General features: G+C 33.7%; 12 protein-coding genes. 1 reads left to right on the forward strand and 11 read right to left on the reverse strand.

Annotation, left to right across the window (positions count from 1 at the left end):
• Positions 1–13: 13 nt before the first annotated feature.
• The 9 genes from KKQ79_RS06655 to KKQ79_RS06695 all read right to left on the reverse strand — a co-directional run bounded on the left by KKQ79_RS06655 (position 14) and on the right by KKQ79_RS06695 (position 14,382).
• Complete coding sequence (locus tag KKQ79_RS06655) at positions 14–607, reverse strand: hypothetical protein (protein ID WP_213189468.1); 594 nt, start codon at positions 605–607, stop codon at positions 14–16.
• A 3-nt stretch (positions 608–610) separates the two neighbouring features.
• Entirely contained in the window at positions 611–3,412 is a 2,802-nt protein-coding gene (locus KKQ79_RS06660) for a 2-oxoglutarate dehydrogenase E1 component (protein ID WP_213189469.1), read from the reverse strand.
• A gap of 180 nt (positions 3,413–3,592) precedes the next feature.
• Positions 3,593–4,630, reverse strand: a complete 1,038-nt coding sequence (locus KKQ79_RS06665; RefSeq protein WP_213189470.1) for an SRPBCC family protein — start codon at positions 4,628–4,630, stop codon at positions 3,593–3,595.
• A gap of 74 nt (positions 4,631–4,704) precedes the next feature.
• A complete protein-coding gene (locus KKQ79_RS06670; RefSeq protein ID WP_069797331.1) occupies positions 4,705–5,109 on the reverse strand; it encodes a hypothetical protein in 405 nt (134 codons plus the stop codon).
• Positions 5,110–5,197: 88 nt separating this feature from the next.
• The gene (locus KKQ79_RS06675) at positions 5,198–6,469 is read right to left on the reverse strand and encodes a glucose-1-phosphate adenylyltransferase (protein WP_213189471.1); all 1,272 of its coding nucleotides are present in this window, start codon (positions 6,467–6,469) and stop codon (positions 5,198–5,200) included.
• Between the two features lie 359 nt (positions 6,470–6,828).
• Positions 6,829–8,238 (reverse strand): glycogen synthase, encoded by a 1,410-nt coding sequence (locus KKQ79_RS06680; RefSeq protein WP_213189472.1) that lies wholly within the window; start codon positions 8,236–8,238, stop codon positions 6,829–6,831.
• 36 nt (positions 8,239–8,274) lie between these two features.
• Positions 8,275–10,212, reverse strand: coding sequence for a 1,4-alpha-glucan branching protein GlgB (gene glgB, locus KKQ79_RS06685; RefSeq protein ID WP_213189473.1), 1,938 nt, complete (start codon positions 10,210–10,212; stop codon positions 8,275–8,277).
• A 161-nt stretch (positions 10,213–10,373) separates the two neighbouring features.
• The gene (gene ppdK, locus KKQ79_RS06690; RefSeq protein ID WP_213189474.1) at positions 10,374–13,139 is read right to left on the reverse strand and encodes a pyruvate, phosphate dikinase; all 2,766 of its coding nucleotides are present in this window, start codon (positions 13,137–13,139) and stop codon (positions 10,374–10,376) included.
• Between the two features lie 220 nt (positions 13,140–13,359).
• Positions 13,360–14,382, reverse strand: coding sequence for a 3-oxoacyl-ACP synthase III family protein (locus tag KKQ79_RS06695; RefSeq protein ID WP_213189475.1), 1,023 nt, complete (start codon positions 14,380–14,382; stop codon positions 13,360–13,362).
• Between the two features lie 169 nt (positions 14,383–14,551).
• Between KKQ79_RS06695 and KKQ79_RS06700 the strand changes: the two genes are divergently transcribed.
• Positions 14,552–15,454, forward strand: a complete 903-nt coding sequence (locus KKQ79_RS06700; RefSeq protein WP_213189476.1) for a CorA family divalent cation transporter — start codon at positions 14,552–14,554, stop codon at positions 15,452–15,454.
• A 36-nt stretch (positions 15,455–15,490) separates the two neighbouring features.
• Here KKQ79_RS06700 and KKQ79_RS06705 read toward each other — a convergent pair whose 3' ends face one another.
• Both KKQ79_RS06705 and KKQ79_RS06710 read right to left on the reverse strand, forming a co-directional pair.
• On the reverse strand, positions 15,491–17,068 hold the full coding sequence (locus KKQ79_RS06705; protein WP_213189477.1) for a DHA2 family efflux MFS transporter permease subunit: 1,578 nt from the start codon (positions 17,066–17,068) through the stop codon (positions 15,491–15,493).
• Between the two features lie 71 nt (positions 17,069–17,139).
• Positions 17,140–18,225: an HlyD family secretion protein gene (locus tag KKQ79_RS06710; RefSeq protein WP_213189478.1), complete on the reverse strand. Its 1,086-nt coding sequence runs from the start codon at positions 18,223–18,225 to the stop codon at positions 17,140–17,142.
• Positions 18,226–18,245 lie beyond the last annotated feature (20 nt).

The following is an 18,245-nucleotide window of genomic DNA, read 5'->3' on the forward strand; positions in this document are numbered from 1 at the left end:
TGTATGTATTTTTTTATTTTAAATCAGTAAGTATTTCTTCTGGAAGAAATTGTTTTAAGAGTTCTACTTGTTGTTTTTCGGCTACTGTAAATTTCCAATTTTTACCTTCATTAGAGTTGGCAACTGCCATTTTGTATGACATTACCTCAAATTGATTGTTTTTTTCATTGAAAACTACATTTCCATCACCAAATTGTGATTTAAAAGCACCTAAATAAAGATTGATATTCTTTTGTTTTTCTTCGGCATCTTTTGCATTTACCACATCTTCTAATTCTACACTCATTTTTTGAGAGTAAAAAACTTTAGCATAAGATACATTTTGTATTTTCTGAGGATATTCTTCCACTTTTAAAATGGTAGGAACTTCCAAAGAAAATTTCATGTTAGGATCATTAAACATCTTATCAAAAATAAGCACCATGGTTTCTTTGGGCACAAATTTCAGAAATCCTTCATGAGCATATTGGTCTAATGCTTTAGAAAAATCTTTTTTTACAATCAATTGATTATAATCTAAGAACTGATTTTCTATTACTTTTACATTTGATTGTGCAAAAGTAACGATGGACCAACTCAATAATAAGATGTAAATAATTTTTTTCATGATTTAGTCATTTACCGTGGTAATAGGTCTTACCAAATCTACATTTTCTTCTGCTACTCCGAAAACCCTATTGATAACTCCTTTTTGGTTTTTCTCGAATTTTTTATGAGTACCAGGAGCTGGAGTTCCGCTTGCAACAGGAGCGATTACTTGAATGTTTTCGTTACGGAAATTACGCAACATATATGTCCAAGCGCCCATATTTTCTGGCTCTTCTTGTGCCCAAACAAATTCTTTTCTGTTAGAATATTTATCGAAAATACCTTGAATAATTTCTGGATTCAATGGATATAATTGTTCGATTCTTACCAAAGCAACTTTGTCATCATTTAATTCTTCTTTCTTAGCCAATAATTCATAGTACAATTTACCAGAGCAGAAAACTAATTTTTCTACTTTTTCTGGTTGAGTTGTGGCATCATCAATTACCGGTTGGAAACTTCCGTTTGCTAATTCTTCAACCGTAGAAATTACTCTTGGATGACGAAGCAATGATTTAGGCGTCATTACCACTAACGGTTTTCTGAACGGGAATTTTTGTTGGCGTCTTAACAAGTGGAAATAATTGGCAGGTGTAGTACAATTCGCTACAATAATGTTTCCGTTTGCACATAAGTTCAGGAATCTTTCTAATCTTGCTGAAGAGTGTTCTGCACCTTGTCCTTCGAAACCGTGAGGTAAAAGCATTACCAAACCGTTCTGAATTTTCCATTTTTCTTCTGCTGCAACTAAATATTGGTCAATAACAATTTGAGCACCATTTACAAAATCTCCAAATTGCGCTTCCCAAATCGTCAAAGTATTAGGAGAGGCCATCGCATAACCGTAGTCAAAACCTAACACACCGTATTCAGAAAGGTGAGAGTTGTAAATATCAAATTTGTTATCAGAAACTTGTTTTAATGGAACGTATTCTTCTTCATTATCTTCTGTTTTTACAACAGCATGTCTATGAGAGAAAGTACCTCTTTCTACGTCTTCCCCAGAAATTCTAATGGTGCTGCCTTCTGTAAGAAGCGTTCCATACGCTAATAATTCACCCATTGCCCAATCTAGTGCATTATTTTCTACCATTTTTACTCTGGCATCGAATAATCTAGAAATTTTATTGATGAATTTTTTATCTGCTGGTAATGTAGAAATTTTAACAGCTAATTCTCTTAGCTTTTCTACATCATAAGTGGTATTATAATTTTCTAAAACTTGCTGAAGTTTTCCTAATAAAGCATAATTTTTCCAGTCCTCTTCCATGAAAATAGCCATCGTATTTCTTTCGATTTCCTTAGCTTCATCAAAGTTTTGGTCTAGTAAATTTTTAAATTCTTTTTCCATTTCAGACATTACAGCATCTGAAACCACTCCTTCTTCTACGAGTTTTTTCTTGTAAATTTCTCTTGGATTAGGGTGTTTAGAAATGGTTTTATACAAACTAGGTTGGGTAAATCTTGGTTCATCACCTTCGTTATGACCATATTTTCTATAACCTAATAAATCTATGTATACATCTTTACCAAACTGTGCTCTGTAATCTGCTGCAAATCTAATGGCGTGAACTACTGCTTCTACATCGTCTGCATTTACATGCATTACTGGAGAATCAGTCACTTTAGCAATATCTGTACAGTAAATAGAAGAACGAGCATCTAAATAGTTAGTGGTAAAACCAACTTGGTTATTCACTACAATGTGAACTGTTCCACCAGTTTTATAACCTTCTAGCGTCATCATTTGTGCTACTTCGTACACAATTCCTTGTCCTGCGATTGCAGCATCACCATGGATAACAATTGGCAATACTTTTTTAGCATTACCTTGGTAAGTATGGTCTATTTTAGCTCTAGAAATTCCGCCAACCAAAGAAGCTACGGTTTCTAAGTGAGACGGGTTAGGAACTAAGTTAATTCTTACTTCTTCACCAGCTGCTGTAGTTATTTTTTTAGATGAACCCAAGTGATATTTTACATCACCAGAGAATACATCTTCTTCAAATTCTTTTCCTTCGAATTCTGAGAAAATCTGCTTGTAAGATTTCTGGAAAATATTGGTTAAAACATTTAATCTACCTCTGTGAGCCATCCCAAGAATTACCTCATCTACTCCATGAATAGAAGAACGAGAAATCAATTGGTCTAGCGCAGGAATTAATGATTCTCCACCTTCTAGAGAGAAACGTTTTTGACCTACGAATTTCGTGTGCAAGTAGTTTTCGAAAGCTACTGCTTGATTTAATTTATGTAAAATCTCTTTTTTCTCAGCTGCAGAAAGAGTTGGGTGATTTTCATTCACATTAATCCATTCTCTGATGAATTTTTTCTCTTCTACACTTTGAATGTGCATATATTCTACCCCGATAGAATCACAATATACTTTTTCTAGATGATTGATGATTTCTTGAAGTGTAGCTGCACCATTTAGTCCAGCTTCTGTAGCAGAATTAAATTTGGTCTGTAAATCTGCTTTAGATAAACCAAAATTCTCTATTGATAAATCTGGAGAATATGTTCTACGTTCACGTACTGGATTGGTCTTGGTAAACAAGTGACCACGTCTTTTGTAATCATTAATTAAATTGATTACCTTGAATTCTTTTTCAATGTTTTCTGGAATATTCCCTGTAGCGACTACATTAGAAGCTAATTGGGTAATAGAAACCTCATCATCACTATAATTTGCTAGTGCAAAATCAAAACCTTGGAAAAATGATTTCCACGAAGGTTCTATAGAATCTGGGTACTTTAAATATTGTTGATATAAATCTTCAATAAATTGAGAATGTGCTGCATTTAGAAATGAAAATCTGTCCATTTTCCGCCTTTTTCTTTGTTAGAAGTATAGTTTATGCAAAATTACTAAAAAAAAGCGAATTGAGGAACTTAAAAAGATGGTAAAAAGGTATAGCTTACATAATAAAAATCTATGCAATCTAAAAAATCGTTAAATAAAATTAAAATTTGTTAAAAAGTAGTTAAAAATGAGAATTTTGAACTATTTGTAGACCGGCAAAGAAATTTTTATAGTGACTTCTTTTTTTGCATTCGGAGCTTCTATGAAAGTTTCTTGTAACTGACCATTTCTCATGCTGTCTTTTTGAGCTTTTTGCAGGAGTTGAGCAATCACTTTTATTCTATTTTCATATCTCCCTTTGTAATACATAATATAGTTTTCTGAAGCATTCAAAGTGCGGAAATTGAAATTATTATCAGAAAGTCCTTCTCTTTTTTTCACGGGAACTCCATAGAAATAAGAAACCTCTTTGTCTTTATAACTTCCTGGCTCTGTAATTAAAACAGGAACTCCAAATTCATCTTCCTTTTTACCTAAATCTTTGGTTACCAAACTGATGACTTTATTGTGATTCAGTTCTATATTTTTAATTAAATCTCCTTTTTTATTCACACTCGAAACATTAATTCCCAAAAGCAATTGGCCGTCTTGTTTTTCGACCATGAGTGTATCATATTTAATTTTAGAAAGTAAAATTTCTTTGTCTACTTTTCCACTCAAGAGTTGAGATAGATTTACCATAGATTGGTCTATATTTCCTGCTACAAAATCTTCTGAAAGCAGATTAAGCGAACGTTTCAAGAACGGCAATCTAGGCGTGTGAACAAACCAAATGACTTTGGTTTTATTTCCTTGCGGAACAAATTTTACATTAATACTGTATGGATTAACGTTTTTCCCTTCGAACAATTGATATTTTAGCGTAGAAAAAGGATTCTCATAACGAATGAAGAAATCTCCATAATCAGATTCATTTTTCTTGTTCTGATAATTCAAAGAAGAGCCTTGTCCTTCATAAGGTGTATAAAATGCGAAAGTGTAATCTTCTTTTGAAACAAAAAATTCATTCCATTGCGTGAAATTCTGCAAATTATTGAACTGAGGAAAAACCTTATCTATAGGATAATTAATTTCTTTTTCAACAGTAAAACTTTTGCTTTCTTCTACAAAAAGCATAGAAACGGCATACACCGAAAACAAAAAGATACTTATATAAATTACAAATTTATACCAACGCATAATATAGGTTAAAAAATAATGAGTAACCAGCAAATTGTATCTTTTGCAGATTACTCATTACATATAATTATAGATTAATGTTCGTGCTCGTCTTCTGCTTTGCAAAGACCTACAATGGTGTGAAATGTATCATGAAGAGCCATAAAATCATTTTTAAGGGCTTCATCTGATGCTCCAGACTTAATTTTTTTATTGAAAGCTTTCGTTTCTTTCACTAATTTTTTCAAAGATTTTTTAATGGCATCTTTATTACCGAAATCTGCTGGAATTTCTGAGTTTTTGAAAGCAACTGCTTTGGTTTCCATTTCATCTATTCTGCTTTTAATCGGTGCAAAATTTCCTTCTTCAGCGGGATGAAATGTTTGGCTCATCACTTTATGAAATTCTGTTTTTTCTTTCCATTCGCTGGTTTGCGCAGAAACAACTTGGCTCATAAAGAACACAGCCATTACGGTGAATAAAAATTTGATTTTTTTCATTTGTTTAATTTTTAGTTGAGCAAATTTAGAATTAAAAATCGGGCTTGCAAAAAAATTACAAGCCCGATTTCCTAAAAATAAAAAAACTCTATGGTATCACTGTTCCATCTTTTATGATGGCATCTTTTTTCACCACGATTATTCCGTCTTTTATAGAATGGGTTTTGAAATCTCCATCTGGTAGATGCTTGCTACCGATAATTCTTACGTTATTCCCAATATGACAATTTTTATCTAAAATAGCATTTTCTATGTAACAGAATTTACCTACCCCGATGTTTGGAATGCCTTTAGCTTCATTTTCTGCCATGTCTTCAGAATTTTGGTAGTAATCTGCTCCCATGATATAAGAACGAATGACGGTACTTCCTTTTTCTATTCTGGTTCTGTTCCCAATGAGTGAATGCTCAATTTTATCTGCCATAATAATACATCCGTCTGCAAAAATGGCTTTATTCACAAAAGAACCATTGATTTTAGAAGGCGGCAACATTCTTGGTCTTGTATAAATTGGTGAATTGCTAAACATATTGAATTTTGGCAATTCATTGGTTAAATCCATATTCGCTTCGAAGAAAGAACCGATGGTTCCTATATCTGTCCAATAACCTTCGTATTGGTAACTTAGCGTATTATATCCGTTATTAATTGCATTTGGAATGAGGTCTTTGCCAAAGTCATCTCCTTTGTCTTCCTCAAACATCTTTCTCAAGACCTTTTTATTAAACACATAAATTCCCATAGAAGCAAGGTAATCTCTACCTTGTTGTTTCATATCATCCGAAACCTCAGAAGTCCAATCTGGTAAAACGTCTGTAGATGGTTTTTCTATGAAAGAGGTGATTTGGTTTTCGTCATTGGCTTTTAAAATTCCAAAACCAGTAGCATCTTTACTGTTTACAGGAATGGTAGCAATGGTGATATCTCCGCCTTTTTCGATGTGGAAATCTATCATTTCTTTGAAATCCATTTGGTACAATTGGTCACCAGAAAGAATGAGAATGTAATCATAATCATATTTGTCTAAATGACGCATAGATTGTCTTACTGCGTCTGCTGTTCCTTGATACCAATTTTCGTTATCTGTGCTTTGTTCAGCTGCTAAAATATCTACAAAACCTTTGCTAAAAATATCAAAGTGATAGGTGTTTTTGATATGAGAATTAAGCGATGCCGAATTAAACTGTGTGAGCACCATAATTCTATTAAAACCAGAATTAAGGCAATTAGAAATAGGAATGTCTACTAATCTGTATTTCCCTGCGATGGGAACTGCGGGCTTAGAACGCTTATCTGTAAGAGGAAATAACCTACTACCTCTACCTCCTCCTAATACAATAGATATAACACTTGGTTTCATATATTTTGTGGTTTTATTTTAATTTTGTCTATAAAGTACAATTCTTTTTTTATTAGTTTTCAATATCAATTTTGAATTATCAATCTTTAAAATTTTAAAAACTGTACTATCTTTTTCATTTTCCTTCAAAATAAGAAAATCTTTCTGCAATTTATAATCACCTGAAATAATAATTCTAACATCCATCGAAAAAAATTCTTCATACTTATTATTAGGAAGAAATTTTACACATAAATATTTCGATAATCAATCATTTAAAGAAACATTTTTTATGGTACAATAATTCGCATCAGTAATTTTTTGAGAAAATACTAAAATTGAAAATATTAAATTTATTAAAAAAAAGAACTTCTTATAAATCATTTTTTACGATATAAATTTACATAATTTTCAGCAGATTTCTGCCAAGAAAAGTCCAAATTCATTATTGTTTTTCGTAAATTTTGCATTTCTTCTTTATCATCATATAAATACAGTGCTCTTTTGATGGCATGTACAGCATCATCAGTTCCCGGGAAGGTATAATTTAAACCATAACCTCCTGAAGAAATGTCTGTTACGGTATCTTTTAACCCACCTGTATAACGTACAATTGGGATAGTTCCGTATCTCATGGCATACATTTGATTCAATCCACAAGGTTCTACTCGAGAAGGCATCAATAAGAAATCTGCACCTGCGTAAATCTTGTGCGACAAAGCTTCTTTGTATCCTAAATCCATCGCAAAATTTACATGAAATTCCTCTTGAAGTTGTTTCAGTGTATTTTCTATTTGTGGGTTTCCAGAACCTAAAATGAGAATATTTAAAGCACCTTCGGTTTCAGAAATGCTTCTTCTTACAATATCTGGTAACATATCTGCTCCTTTTTCGCCAGCAAATCTTCCAATAAAAGCAAAAAGCGGAAGTTCTGGATTCAAACCATATTCTTCACAAAGCCATTTTTTATTTTTTTCTTTTCCTTCTTCAAAGTTCTCTTTAGAATAATGATCGTTGAGCATTATATCCGTCATAGGATTCCATACTTCTGTATCTATTCCATTGATGATTCCATGTGCTTTTCTGTGTTCTTGTCTAATTAAATCTTGCAAACCTTGCGCATCTTCAAACAACTCATGCATATAACCTTGAGAAACCGCAGTAAATTCATGACAACACTTAATCATAGTTGCCAAAGGATTAATTCTTCCGTTCCAATCGAGCAACCCCCATTTCCAAGCGTCAAAACGTGGCATATAATTAGACATTTGCCAATCCATCGTTCCTTGATATTCCCCATTATGAATGGTTCCTACGGTTTTTACACCTTTTAAAAAATCAAAATCCTGACAATACTCTACCATAAACGGAACTAATCCGGTATGATAATCATGACAATGCAAGACATCCGGACGAATTTCCATTGCAGAAAGCCAATGCAAAACCGCATGCTGAAATGCGATAAATTGTTGACTTTCATCAAAATAACCATAGACTTGATCTCTATCTAACAATCCTGGAATTTTCACCAAATACAATTCGTATCCTAAAACATTATGTTTTTCTTTCATGACCAAAACTTGGTACATGTGATGTATCTGATGAATAAAGCCATCAAAAACTACTTCGAATTCGTTTTCGTTTACAAATGGTTTATTATACCAAGGCATTACTACTTTGGCATCAATTCCCATTTTGGTTTGGTATTTAGGAAGCGCACCTACTACATCTGCTAAACCGCCTACTTTAGCTACCGGAAAACATTCTACGCTTAAATGGAAAACTTTCATCTTAAGTTTGAGTTATGAGTTATAAATTATAAGTTATTATTTGCTTTTTGCTTGGTTCTTTTTAGTTTTCTCCGTTTGCTTTAAAATAATTCCTGAAAGCGGAGGCAAAGTAACAATCATAGAATTGGATTTATTATTCCATGGAGTTTCTTCGTACCATTTGATTTCTGGAACTACTCCACTTCCTCCAAATTCTGGAGCATCTGAATTGAGAATCACTTCCCATTTTGTTCCTTCTTCTATCCCAATTTTATAATCGAAAGTTCTAGGAGTAAGATTCAATACAGACATGAGCACCTCATCTTCAGATTTTCCTTTTCTTAGAAAAACATAGATAGAATTATCTGCATCATCGGCTTCAATCCATTCAAAACCGTATGGATTAAAATTATTTTCGTAAAGTGCTTTTTCGGATTTGAAAACCGTATTCAAATTTTTTACAAAATTCTGCAATCCTTGATGTATTGGATATTGTAGAAGATGCCAATCTAAACTTTGGCTAAAATCCCATTCGTGAGTTTGCCCAAATTCACCACCCATGAAAAGCAATTTATTACCTGGATGCGTGTACATATAGGTATACAATGCTCTTAAATTGGCATGTTTTTGCCATTCATCACCCTGCATTTTAAAAATCAAACTGCTTTTTCCGTGTACTACTTCGTCATGAGATAATGGCAACATGTAGTTTTCATTATTCATGTACATGGTACTGAAAGTAAGTTTATGATGATGATATTTTCTAGCAATAGGGTCTTCTTCGAAATAATCTAAGGTATCATGCATCCAGCCCATCATCCATTTCATTCCGAAACCTAATCCGTCATCATAAATAGGTTTGGTAACTTTAGGAAAATCACTGCTGTCTTCTGCAATCGTTTGTATATCTGGAAATTCTCTGTACACAATTGTATTCATCTCTTTGATGAAATCAATCGCTTCTAGATTTCTGTTGTCTCCATATTTATTTGGCTCCCATTCTCCATCTGCTCTAGAATAATCTAATTCTAGCATAGAACGCACTGCATCTACACGTAAACCATCTGCATGATATCTATCAAGCCAAAAACAAGCATTGGAAATCAGGAAAGATTTTACTTCGTTTCTTCCGTAGTTGAAAATATGAGATTTCCAATCGGGGTGAAATCCTTTTCTTGGGTCTTCATGTTCGTAGAGAAAACTTCCATCAAAATAATGTAAACCATTCGCATCTCCCGGAAAATGGGAAGGAACCCAATCGAGAATTACGCCAATTTCATTTTTGTGCAATTCTTCTATTAAATACATTAAATCTTGTGGCGTTCCAAAACGAGAACTCGCTGCGTAGAAACCAGTAATTTGGTAACCCCAACTTGGATCGAAAGGATATTCCATCACAGGCATAAATTCTACATGTGTAAAATTCATTTCTTTGACATAAGGAACTAGTCTTTCTGCAATTTCCCTGTACGTGAAAAAACGGTTAGGATCATCTGTTCCTCTCATCCAAGAAGCCAAGTGAACTTCATAAACCGAAATAGGAGATTCTAAAGAATTTTTTTGATGGCGGTTTTTCATCCATTCTTGGTCTTTCCATTCGTAGAAAGTAGTATCTACAATAGAAGCCGCTTGAATGGTTTGTTGCCACTTTAAAGCATAAGGATCGCCTTTTTCTAAATAAGCACCGCTATATGTTTGAATGCCATATTTGTAAATCACACCAAAATCTAAGCCTTCTATAAAGCCTTCCCAAATCCCAGAACCATCCCAACGGATTTTGAGTTCAGAAACTCTAGAATCCCAATTATTGAAATCTCCAATTACGGAAACTTGTTTAGCATTAGGAGCCCAAACCGCAAAATAGATTCCTGTTTTACCGTCTATTTCTACTTTATGAGAACCCATTTTTTCGTAGAGTTTAAAGTGTTTTCCTTCACGGAAAAGATGGATATCAAATTCAGAAAAAAGAGAATGAGGTACTACTTGGTAAGTCATGGTGATTTTAGTGTTTTTAGGAATGTTAAATAAACACACTAATTTACTGCAAGTAAACGAGAGTACAAAGTTTTAGGAGGTTAAATGTTTCTTAAATTTAGTAAAAAGAGAAGCCGCATAGAAAATTCTACGCGGCTTATCATTGTTAATTATAAATATTGTTATGAAGTTTTCACATATTTTTTATCTTCGATTGCAGCTTGTGCAGCAGCTAATCTAGCGATAGGAACTCTAAATGGAGAACAACTTACATAATTCATACCGATAGAATGACAGAATTTCACTGATTCTGCATCACCACCGTGCTCACCACAAATACCTACTTTAAGGTTTGGTTTTGTTTTTCTACCTCTTTCTACACCGATTTTAATTAATTCGCCTACACCAGATTGGTCAATAGATACGAATGGGTCTCCAGGTAATAATTTAAGGTCTAAATATTTAGGTAAGAATCCACCGATATCATCTCTAGAGAAACCGAAAGACATTTGAGTTAAGTCATTAGTACCAAAACTGAAGAAGTCTGCTACCATTGCCATAGAATCTGCTTTAAGTGCTGCTCTAGGAATTTCAATCATGGTTCCGTATAGGTAAGGAATTTTTTTAACTCCTAATTTCTCTAAAGTTTCATCGTACACTTTATCTACGATTGCTTTTTGGTGAGAAAGTTCGTGTCTACCGCAAGTTACAGGAATCATAATTTCTGGGAATGCTTTTACGCCTTCTTTTTGTAATTCTGCAGCTGCTTCGAAGATTGCTCTTACTTGCATTTCGGTAATTTCTGGGTAAGAAACTCCTAAACGTACACCTCTGTGACCAAGCATTGGGTTGTTTTCGTGTAATGCAAGAATTCTTCTGTTTAAGATGCTCATACTTACACCTAACTCTTTAGATAGCTCTTGTAATTTTGCTTTATCGTGAGGTACGAATTCGTGTAATGGTGGGTCTAGTAATCTGATGGTTACTGGATTTCCTTTCATTACTTCTAATGTAGCTTTAATGTCTCTCTTCACGAAAGTGAATAATTCATTAAGTGCTGATTTACGTTCTTGTTCGGTGTCACTCATGATCATTTTTCTTAATAAGAATAATGGTTTATCACTACCTTCACCGTAGAACATGTGCTCTGTTCTGAATAATCCGATACCTTCTGCTCCAAAATAAGTTGCTTGTTCTGCATCTTTAGGAGTATCAGCATTGGTTCTTACGCCCATTGTTTTATGCTTGTCTACTAAAGTCATTAATTGTTTGTAAGCTTGATTTTTATTTAAATCTACATCAATTAATGGTAAAGAACCTTCGTAAACTGTTCCTTTACTACCGTTTAGAGATACCCAATCTCCTTCTTTTATTTTTTTACCGTCTTTGGTTACAAAATATTTTTCTTTATCGTGGATAGAGATTTCGCTACATCCTACGATACAACATTTACCCCAACCTCTAGCTACTAAAGCTGCGTGAGAAGTCATACCACCTTTTGTAGTAAGAATTGCTTCAGATTTGTGCATACCATCTACATCTTCTGGAGAAGTCTCTTCTCTTACTAGGATTACTTTTTCTCCTTTAGAAGCCCATTCTACAGCATCTTCTGAAGAGAATACTACTCTACCTACAGCACCACCAGGACCAGCAGGTAAACCTTTAGCAATTACTTTATGAGTTTTTTCGATGTCTGGGTCGAACATTGGTAATAATAATTCTACCAACTGATTAGGATTTACTCTAAGGATTGCAGTTTCTGCATCAATCATTCCTTCTTTGTACATATCAGCTGCCATTTTTACTGCAGCTACACCATTTCTTTTACCCACTCTACATTGTAGCATGTATAGTTTACCTTTTTCGATGGTAAATTCTATATCTTGCATGTCTTTGTAGTGTTTTTCTAATCTTTGTTGAATTTCATCAAGCTCTTTGTATTGCTCTGGCATGAATTTCTCTAAAGTAGTTAAATTTTTACTGTGGTCATTTTTAGAATATTGATTGATAGGAGCTGGAGTTCTGATACCTGCTACTACGTCTTCTCCTTGAGCATTTACTAAATATTCTCCATAGAATTTATTTTCACCGTTTCCTGGGTTTCTAGTGAAAGCTACACCTGTACAAGAGTCATTACCCATGTTACCGAATACCATAGCTTGTACGTTTACAGCAGTTCCCCATTCATCTGGAATTCTTTCGATTCTTCTGTACTCAATTGCACGTTTTCCGTTCCAAGAAGCGAATACAGCACCTACACCTCCCATTAATTGATCCCAAGGAGTTTCAGGGAAGTCTTGTTTTAGGTGTTTTTTAGTTAAAGCTTTAAATTCTTTTACTAATTTTTTAAGATCATCAGCAGAAAGATCAGTATCTAATTCTACGCCTTTTTCTTTTTTAACTTCTTCTAATCTTTCGTCCATGATTTTACGGATACCAATACCTTTTGCTGGTTCCATACCACCTGCTTTTTCGATTACTACGTCTGCATACATCATTACTAATCTTCTGTAAGCATCGTAAGCAAATCTTTCGTCACCGCTTTCCGCGATAAGACCTTGGATAGTTTCGTCATTAAGACCAATATTAAGAACGGTATCCATCATTCCTGGCATAGATTTTCTAGCACCAGAACGTACAGACATTAATAAAGGATTTTTAACGTCTCCGAATTTTTTGCCCATTAATTTCTCAACTTGAGCAAGTGCATCTTTTATTTGCTTTTCTAATGTAGAAGGATATTGTCTTTTATTATCGTAGAAATACGTACATACTTCTGTAGTGATGGTAAAACCGGGAGGAACAGGTAGTTTAAGATCTTTGTGACCTGCCATTTCTGCTAAGTTAGCACCTTTTCCACCAAGTAGATTCTTCATTGACTCATTTCCATCGGCTTTACCACCACCGAAGGAATACACATACTTTTCATTTTTTGCTGTTGTAGCCATAATATATTAATTTGTTATTTTTCTCTTATAATTTCTGGAACAAAATTACAAACTACCTTATAATAAATTCCTTTATTATTTGCTGACATTTATCAATTTTGATAAATATCATATAAAATTAATAAAAAGAGGGTAATTATTTTTCGATTTTGTCACTTTAGTTACAAAAAAAACCTTTCAGAAAATACTGAAAGGTCTTAATTATCATGGATTAATCAAATTAATATCTAAAAAGTACACTTCCCCAAGTGAAACCACTTCCGAAAGCTGAAAGAAGTACTAAATCTCCTTTTTTAATTTTTCCTTGGTCTAAAGCTTCACATAATGCGATAGGAATAGACGCAGCTGTAGTGTTACCGTATTTTTGAATATTATTAAATATTTTTTCGTCTGGTAATCCAAATCTTTGTTGAACAAATTGTGCAATTCTCAAATTCGCTTGATGCGGAATGAACATATCTAAATCCTCTGGAGTTTTTCCAGCTTTAGTTAAGGCTTCCATCATGGTTTCTGGGAATCTGGTAACCGCATGTTTAAATACAAAGTTCCCATTCATCACAGGATACATATCTTGTCTAGTAACTGCTTCAGGTTCATAAAGCGCTCTATCCATCCATCCTAGTTTAGTTCCAGGGAATTTAACTGCTAATTCTTCAGCATATTTTCCTTCTGAGTGCATGTTTACTGCTAAAACACCTTCTTCGTTTTCGTCTTCACTTGCAGAAAGAATAATCGCTCCTGCTCCATCTCCGAAAATTACAGAAACACCTCTACCATCATCAGTAAAATCTAAACCAAAAGAGTGAACTTCTGCTCCTACTACCAATACATTTTTATAAGTTCCCGCTTTGATAAAGGCATCTGAAACACTCATAGAATAAACAAATCCTGAACACTGATTTCTTACATCTAAAGCGCCGATGGTATCACAACCTAGCATTTCTTGTAAAACAACACCACTTCCTGGGAAAAAATAATCTGGACTTAAAGTTGCAAAAACGATGAAATCTAAATCTTTAGCCGTTAGATTTGCTTTTTCTAAAGCCTTTTCAGCTGCTTTTTTTGCTAAAAACGCTGTCGTTTCTTCGCTGTCATTTCTATTTTTTCTGTGACGGCGTTCTTTGATGCCTGTTCTCTCTGTTATCCACTCATCATTAGTAGTCATCAACTTAGACAAATCGTCATTAGTTACCACATTCTCAGGAACATAATAACCATATCCTTTTATTACACTCTTAATCATAAAGTTTTTAAAATTTGTGGGGTACAAAAGTAAGATTTTATTTTTAACATATAATTAACATGAGTCATAAATATTATGTATTAAGGTGTTTTGTAAATAATTATATACTCATGTGTCTTTATAGATTTATAAAAATTTATACATTTGATAAAATTAACGCAATTAGACCATGACAGAGAGTACACTTCACAAAACCATAGAATATGAATGGATAGATATCTTAGAAATGAAGCAAGAAGACATTGCCGAAATTTCTAAAAAATATGATATCAATCACTATTGGTTAGAAGACTGTATAGACCCGAATCACTTGCCAAAATTCGAAGACAATGGCAATCTAAAATTTTTCCTGACCAGATTAAATACTTCTACCGAAAGACTCATCCTCAATACCATAAGTGATGTAAGTACCAAATTAGGAATTTTCTTAAAAGACAATCTCATTCTTACGGTACATAGAATAGAAAACGATGCGATAAAATCTCTATTGAAAGAAATAGCCATTCACCCAGAAAATTTTAAAACTCCTTATCAATTAGCGCTTCATTTAGGACAAAAAATATTTATTTCCTTTGAACATGAAAACGAGATTCTTCTAGACCAATTAGATAAAATGGAAAACGAAGTTTTTCTAAAAAACGTTTCTAATTCTGCACAACTAAAAAGACTTTATCGTTTCAAAAGAAAAGTTGGACTCAATCTAAAAGTGCTGAATCTTTCATCAGATTGGGTGAGTTCTTTTGAAAAACTACCTCTAGATTCTGTAGAAATAAAGGACTTGAAAGACAGTTATAAAGATGCCATCAGTGATTTTGACCATTTGCATTTGCAAACCAATAACTTAATGAGCATGTTTCTGGCACTCTCTGACCAAAAAGCCAATCAGGTCATGAAAATGCTCGCCATTTATTCGGTTTATTTCTTGCCTATTACTTTTATTGCAGGAGTTTATGGAATGAATTTCGAGTATATGCCAGAAATTACAAAACCTTATGGCTACTTTGCTACATTAGGTTTGATGGGAATCATCGTGATTATCACCTTTATATATGTAAGAAGAAAAAAATGGTAAAAAAAAGACATCAAAAATTTGATGTCTTTTTTATTTTTAGTGCATGGCTTCACTTGGATCTATGGTTCTGCCTCCTTTTCTTTCTTTAATGAATAAAATAAAAGGAATACAAATAAGGAACATAATTCCTAAATAGAGGAAAACATCCATATAAGAAAGCACCGTAGCTTGTTTCATTACAGAAAAATCTAAAATTTTATACGCCGAAGCGAGCGCTTGATCAGGCGTCATTCCTTTGGCAATAAAATTAGCTTTTAGCGCCGCAATTCTTTGTTGAACCTGCAAACTATTGACATCTAACTTCGATACCAAATCACTTCTGTAAAACATATTTTGATTAGCAATAAAAGTGGTAATTGCAGCTACACCAAAAGAACCTCCCAACTGTCTCATCATCCCTGTAAAAGCGGCGCCTTGACCAATTTGAGCTCCTTTTAATGTACTTAATGAAAGTGAAGTAATAGGAATAAATAACAATCCTAAACCTGCTCCTCTCACAATAAGCATCCAAAAGAAGGCGTCTTTTCCTGTATCTGGAGTTAATAATTTATATCCCCAAAAACTATAAATGAAAAAGATAAACAATCCTAAAGCTACTAAAACTTGCTGTTTCGCTCCTCTGGTTAGTAATCGACCTATTATTGGCATCATAAAAGCGGTGGTTAATGCCGCGGGAATCATCAAAGCACCTGATTGTAAAGCTGTCCAACCTAAAATACTCTGTGTATAAAGCGGAATAATAAAAGTAGAACCGTATAAACCAAAGCCTAAAATAAAGGACATAACAGTTCCGATTCTAAGATTTCCGTTTTTAAGAACTCTAAGTTCTACAATTGGATATTTGTAGGTTAATTCTCGCCAGATAAAAAAGATGAGTCCAAAGAAAGAAATCAAAGTAAGGGAAAGAATTACTTTGCTTTCGAACCAATCGTCTTCATGACCTCTTTCTAAAATATATTGTAAAGAACCTACCGTTATTGCCAACAAGAATATCCCTAACCAATCTACATCACTTGCAGATTTTTTCTCAGCATATTTAGGACTTCTCACAAACTGAAGCGTAAGCAAAGTCGCTACAATCCCAATAGGAATATTGATATAAAATATATATGGCCAACTGAAATTATCTACGATATAACCTCCCAATGGCGGACCTAATGTAGGTCCAATTATAACACCCAAACCATAAATAGCTTGTGCCATACTTCTTTTTTCGATGGGATAAGACTCTGTAATAATCGTTTGAGAAGTTACCAAAAGTGCACCACCTCCTATTCCTTGTAATAATCTAAAAATAACGAGTTCCCAAATATTACTCGCATTTCCACATAAAAATGAGAAAACCGTAAATATCACAATAGAAGCCGCAAAATAATTTCTTCTCCCGAATTGTTGCGAAAGCCAACTCGTCATAGGCACTATAATTACGTTACCTATCGCATAAGCGGTAATTACCCAACCAACCTCAGAAAGTGTAGCGCCCAGATTTCCTTTCATCTCGTTCAGCGCTACATTTACTATGGTAGTGTCTACAATCTCTAGCAATGCACAGAGAATGGCAGTGATGGTAATAATCACTCGTCTTGCACCATATTCTACTAATGAATCTTGCATAAATTTTTATTTCAAGTTTTGAGTTTCGTTTAGAATTTATTCCATTCTAAACTTTTCTCATTTACTTTTTTCTATTTTACTTCTACGTCTACTAATACATTCATTCCAGCTCTTAATTTTTTGGCAACTTCAGGTTTTAAATCCTTAAAAGTGATTTTCACAGGAACTCTTTGAACTACTTTTACGAAGTTTCCACTTGCATTATCTGGAGGAAGTAGAGAAAAAGTAGAACCAGTAGCTGGCGAAATAGAACTTACCACTCCTTCGAACTCATCATCTGGGAATGCATCTATTTTAATTTCTACTTTTTGACCTTCTACCATTTTGTTTAATTGTGTTTCTTTAAAATTTGCCACAATCCATTTGTCATTATTTAAAACAATGCTGAATAACTGTGCTCCTGCTTGTAAAAACTGACCTACCTGTACTGGAATTTTAGAAACATAACCATCTTGTTTAGCAGTAATTACAGTATAAGAAAGATTTAATTTAGCATTTTGTACATCTACTTCTCTTTGTTTAATCATAGAACTTGCTACGCCAATTTGTTGAGAAGTTGCTTCTGATTGAGAAGACACATAACCTGTTTGCTGAGCCGCTTGATTTCTTTGTTCTACCAAAATTTGCAATTGCTTATCTGCTGCTTGTTTCGCTGCCAAAACTTGGTCATATTGTTGTTGCGTAATGGAATGGTCTTTCACTAGATTTTCATAACGTTTCAAATCTTGGGTAGTTTTCCAAACGTTTACTTTCGCTGCTTCAATTTGTGCATTTGCAGTAGCCACTGCTGCGTTTGATGTACTGATGCTTTTATTTGCTGCTGCCGTACCAGCTTGAGCGGTATTTAGATTGCTTTTAGCAGTTCCTAGCGCAGCTTCAGCTTGTTGTAAAGTCATTAATTGGTCTTTGTTTTCAAGGATAATTAAGGTATCACCTTTTTTCACAAACTGATTGTCTTTTACTCTTACTTCTGCTACATAACCAGAAATTTTAGAAATCACAGGACTTACATTAGATGCAATTTGTGCATCATCTGTTTCTTCGTGAGCATTGCTATAAGACCATTTTTTGTAACCATAAATAGCACCTACCACAATAACGATGGTTAAAATAATCCCAAAAACTGGACTTTTTTTATTTTTTGTTTGATTTTCCATTTTATAATAATGTTTATATC

This window comes from Cloacibacterium caeni (genome assembly GCF_907163125.1).
GTDB classification, from domain to species: Bacteria; Bacteroidota; Bacteroidia; order Flavobacteriales; family Weeksellaceae; genus Cloacibacterium; species Cloacibacterium caeni_B.

Bases quoted from the DNA above. Each gene is read 5' to 3' on its own strand.
- KKQ79_RS06655 (WP_213189468.1), bottom strand. From the start codon at position 607: ATGAAAAAAATTATTTACATCTTATTATTGAGTTGGTCCATCGTTACT.
- KKQ79_RS06660 (WP_213189469.1), bottom strand. From the start codon at position 3,412: ATGGACAGATTTTCATTTCTAAATGCAGCACATTCTCAATTTATTGAA.
- KKQ79_RS06665 (WP_213189470.1), bottom strand. From the start codon at position 4,630: ATGCGTTGGTATAAATTTGTAATTTATATAAGTATCTTTTTGTTTTCG.
- KKQ79_RS06670 (WP_069797331.1), bottom strand. From the start codon at position 5,109: ATGAAAAAAATCAAATTTTTATTCACCGTAATGGCTGTGTTCTTTATG.
- KKQ79_RS06675 (WP_213189471.1), bottom strand. From the start codon at position 6,469: ATGAAACCAAGTGTTATATCTATTGTATTAGGAGGAGGTAGAGGTAGT.
- KKQ79_RS06680 (WP_213189472.1), bottom strand. From the start codon at position 8,238: ATGAAAGTTTTCCATTTAAGCGTAGAATGTTTTCCGGTAGCTAAAGTA.
- glgB (WP_213189473.1), bottom strand. From the start codon at position 10,212: ATGACTTACCAAGTAGTACCTCATTCTCTTTTTTCTGAATTTGATATC.
- ppdK (WP_213189474.1), bottom strand. From the start codon at position 13,139: ATGGCTACAACAGCAAAAAATGAAAAGTATGTGTATTCCTTCGGTGGT.
- KKQ79_RS06695 (WP_213189475.1), bottom strand. From the start codon at position 14,382: ATGATTAAGAGTGTAATAAAAGGATATGGTTATTATGTTCCTGAGAAT.
- KKQ79_RS06700 (WP_213189476.1), top strand. From the start codon at position 14,552: ATGACAGAGAGTACACTTCACAAAACCATAGAATATGAATGGATAGAT.
- KKQ79_RS06705 (WP_213189477.1), bottom strand. From the start codon at position 17,068: ATGCAAGATTCATTAGTAGAATATGGTGCAAGACGAGTGATTATTACC.
- KKQ79_RS06710 (WP_213189478.1), bottom strand. From the start codon at position 18,225: ATGGAAAATCAAACAAAAAATAAAAAAAGTCCAGTTTTTGGGATTATT.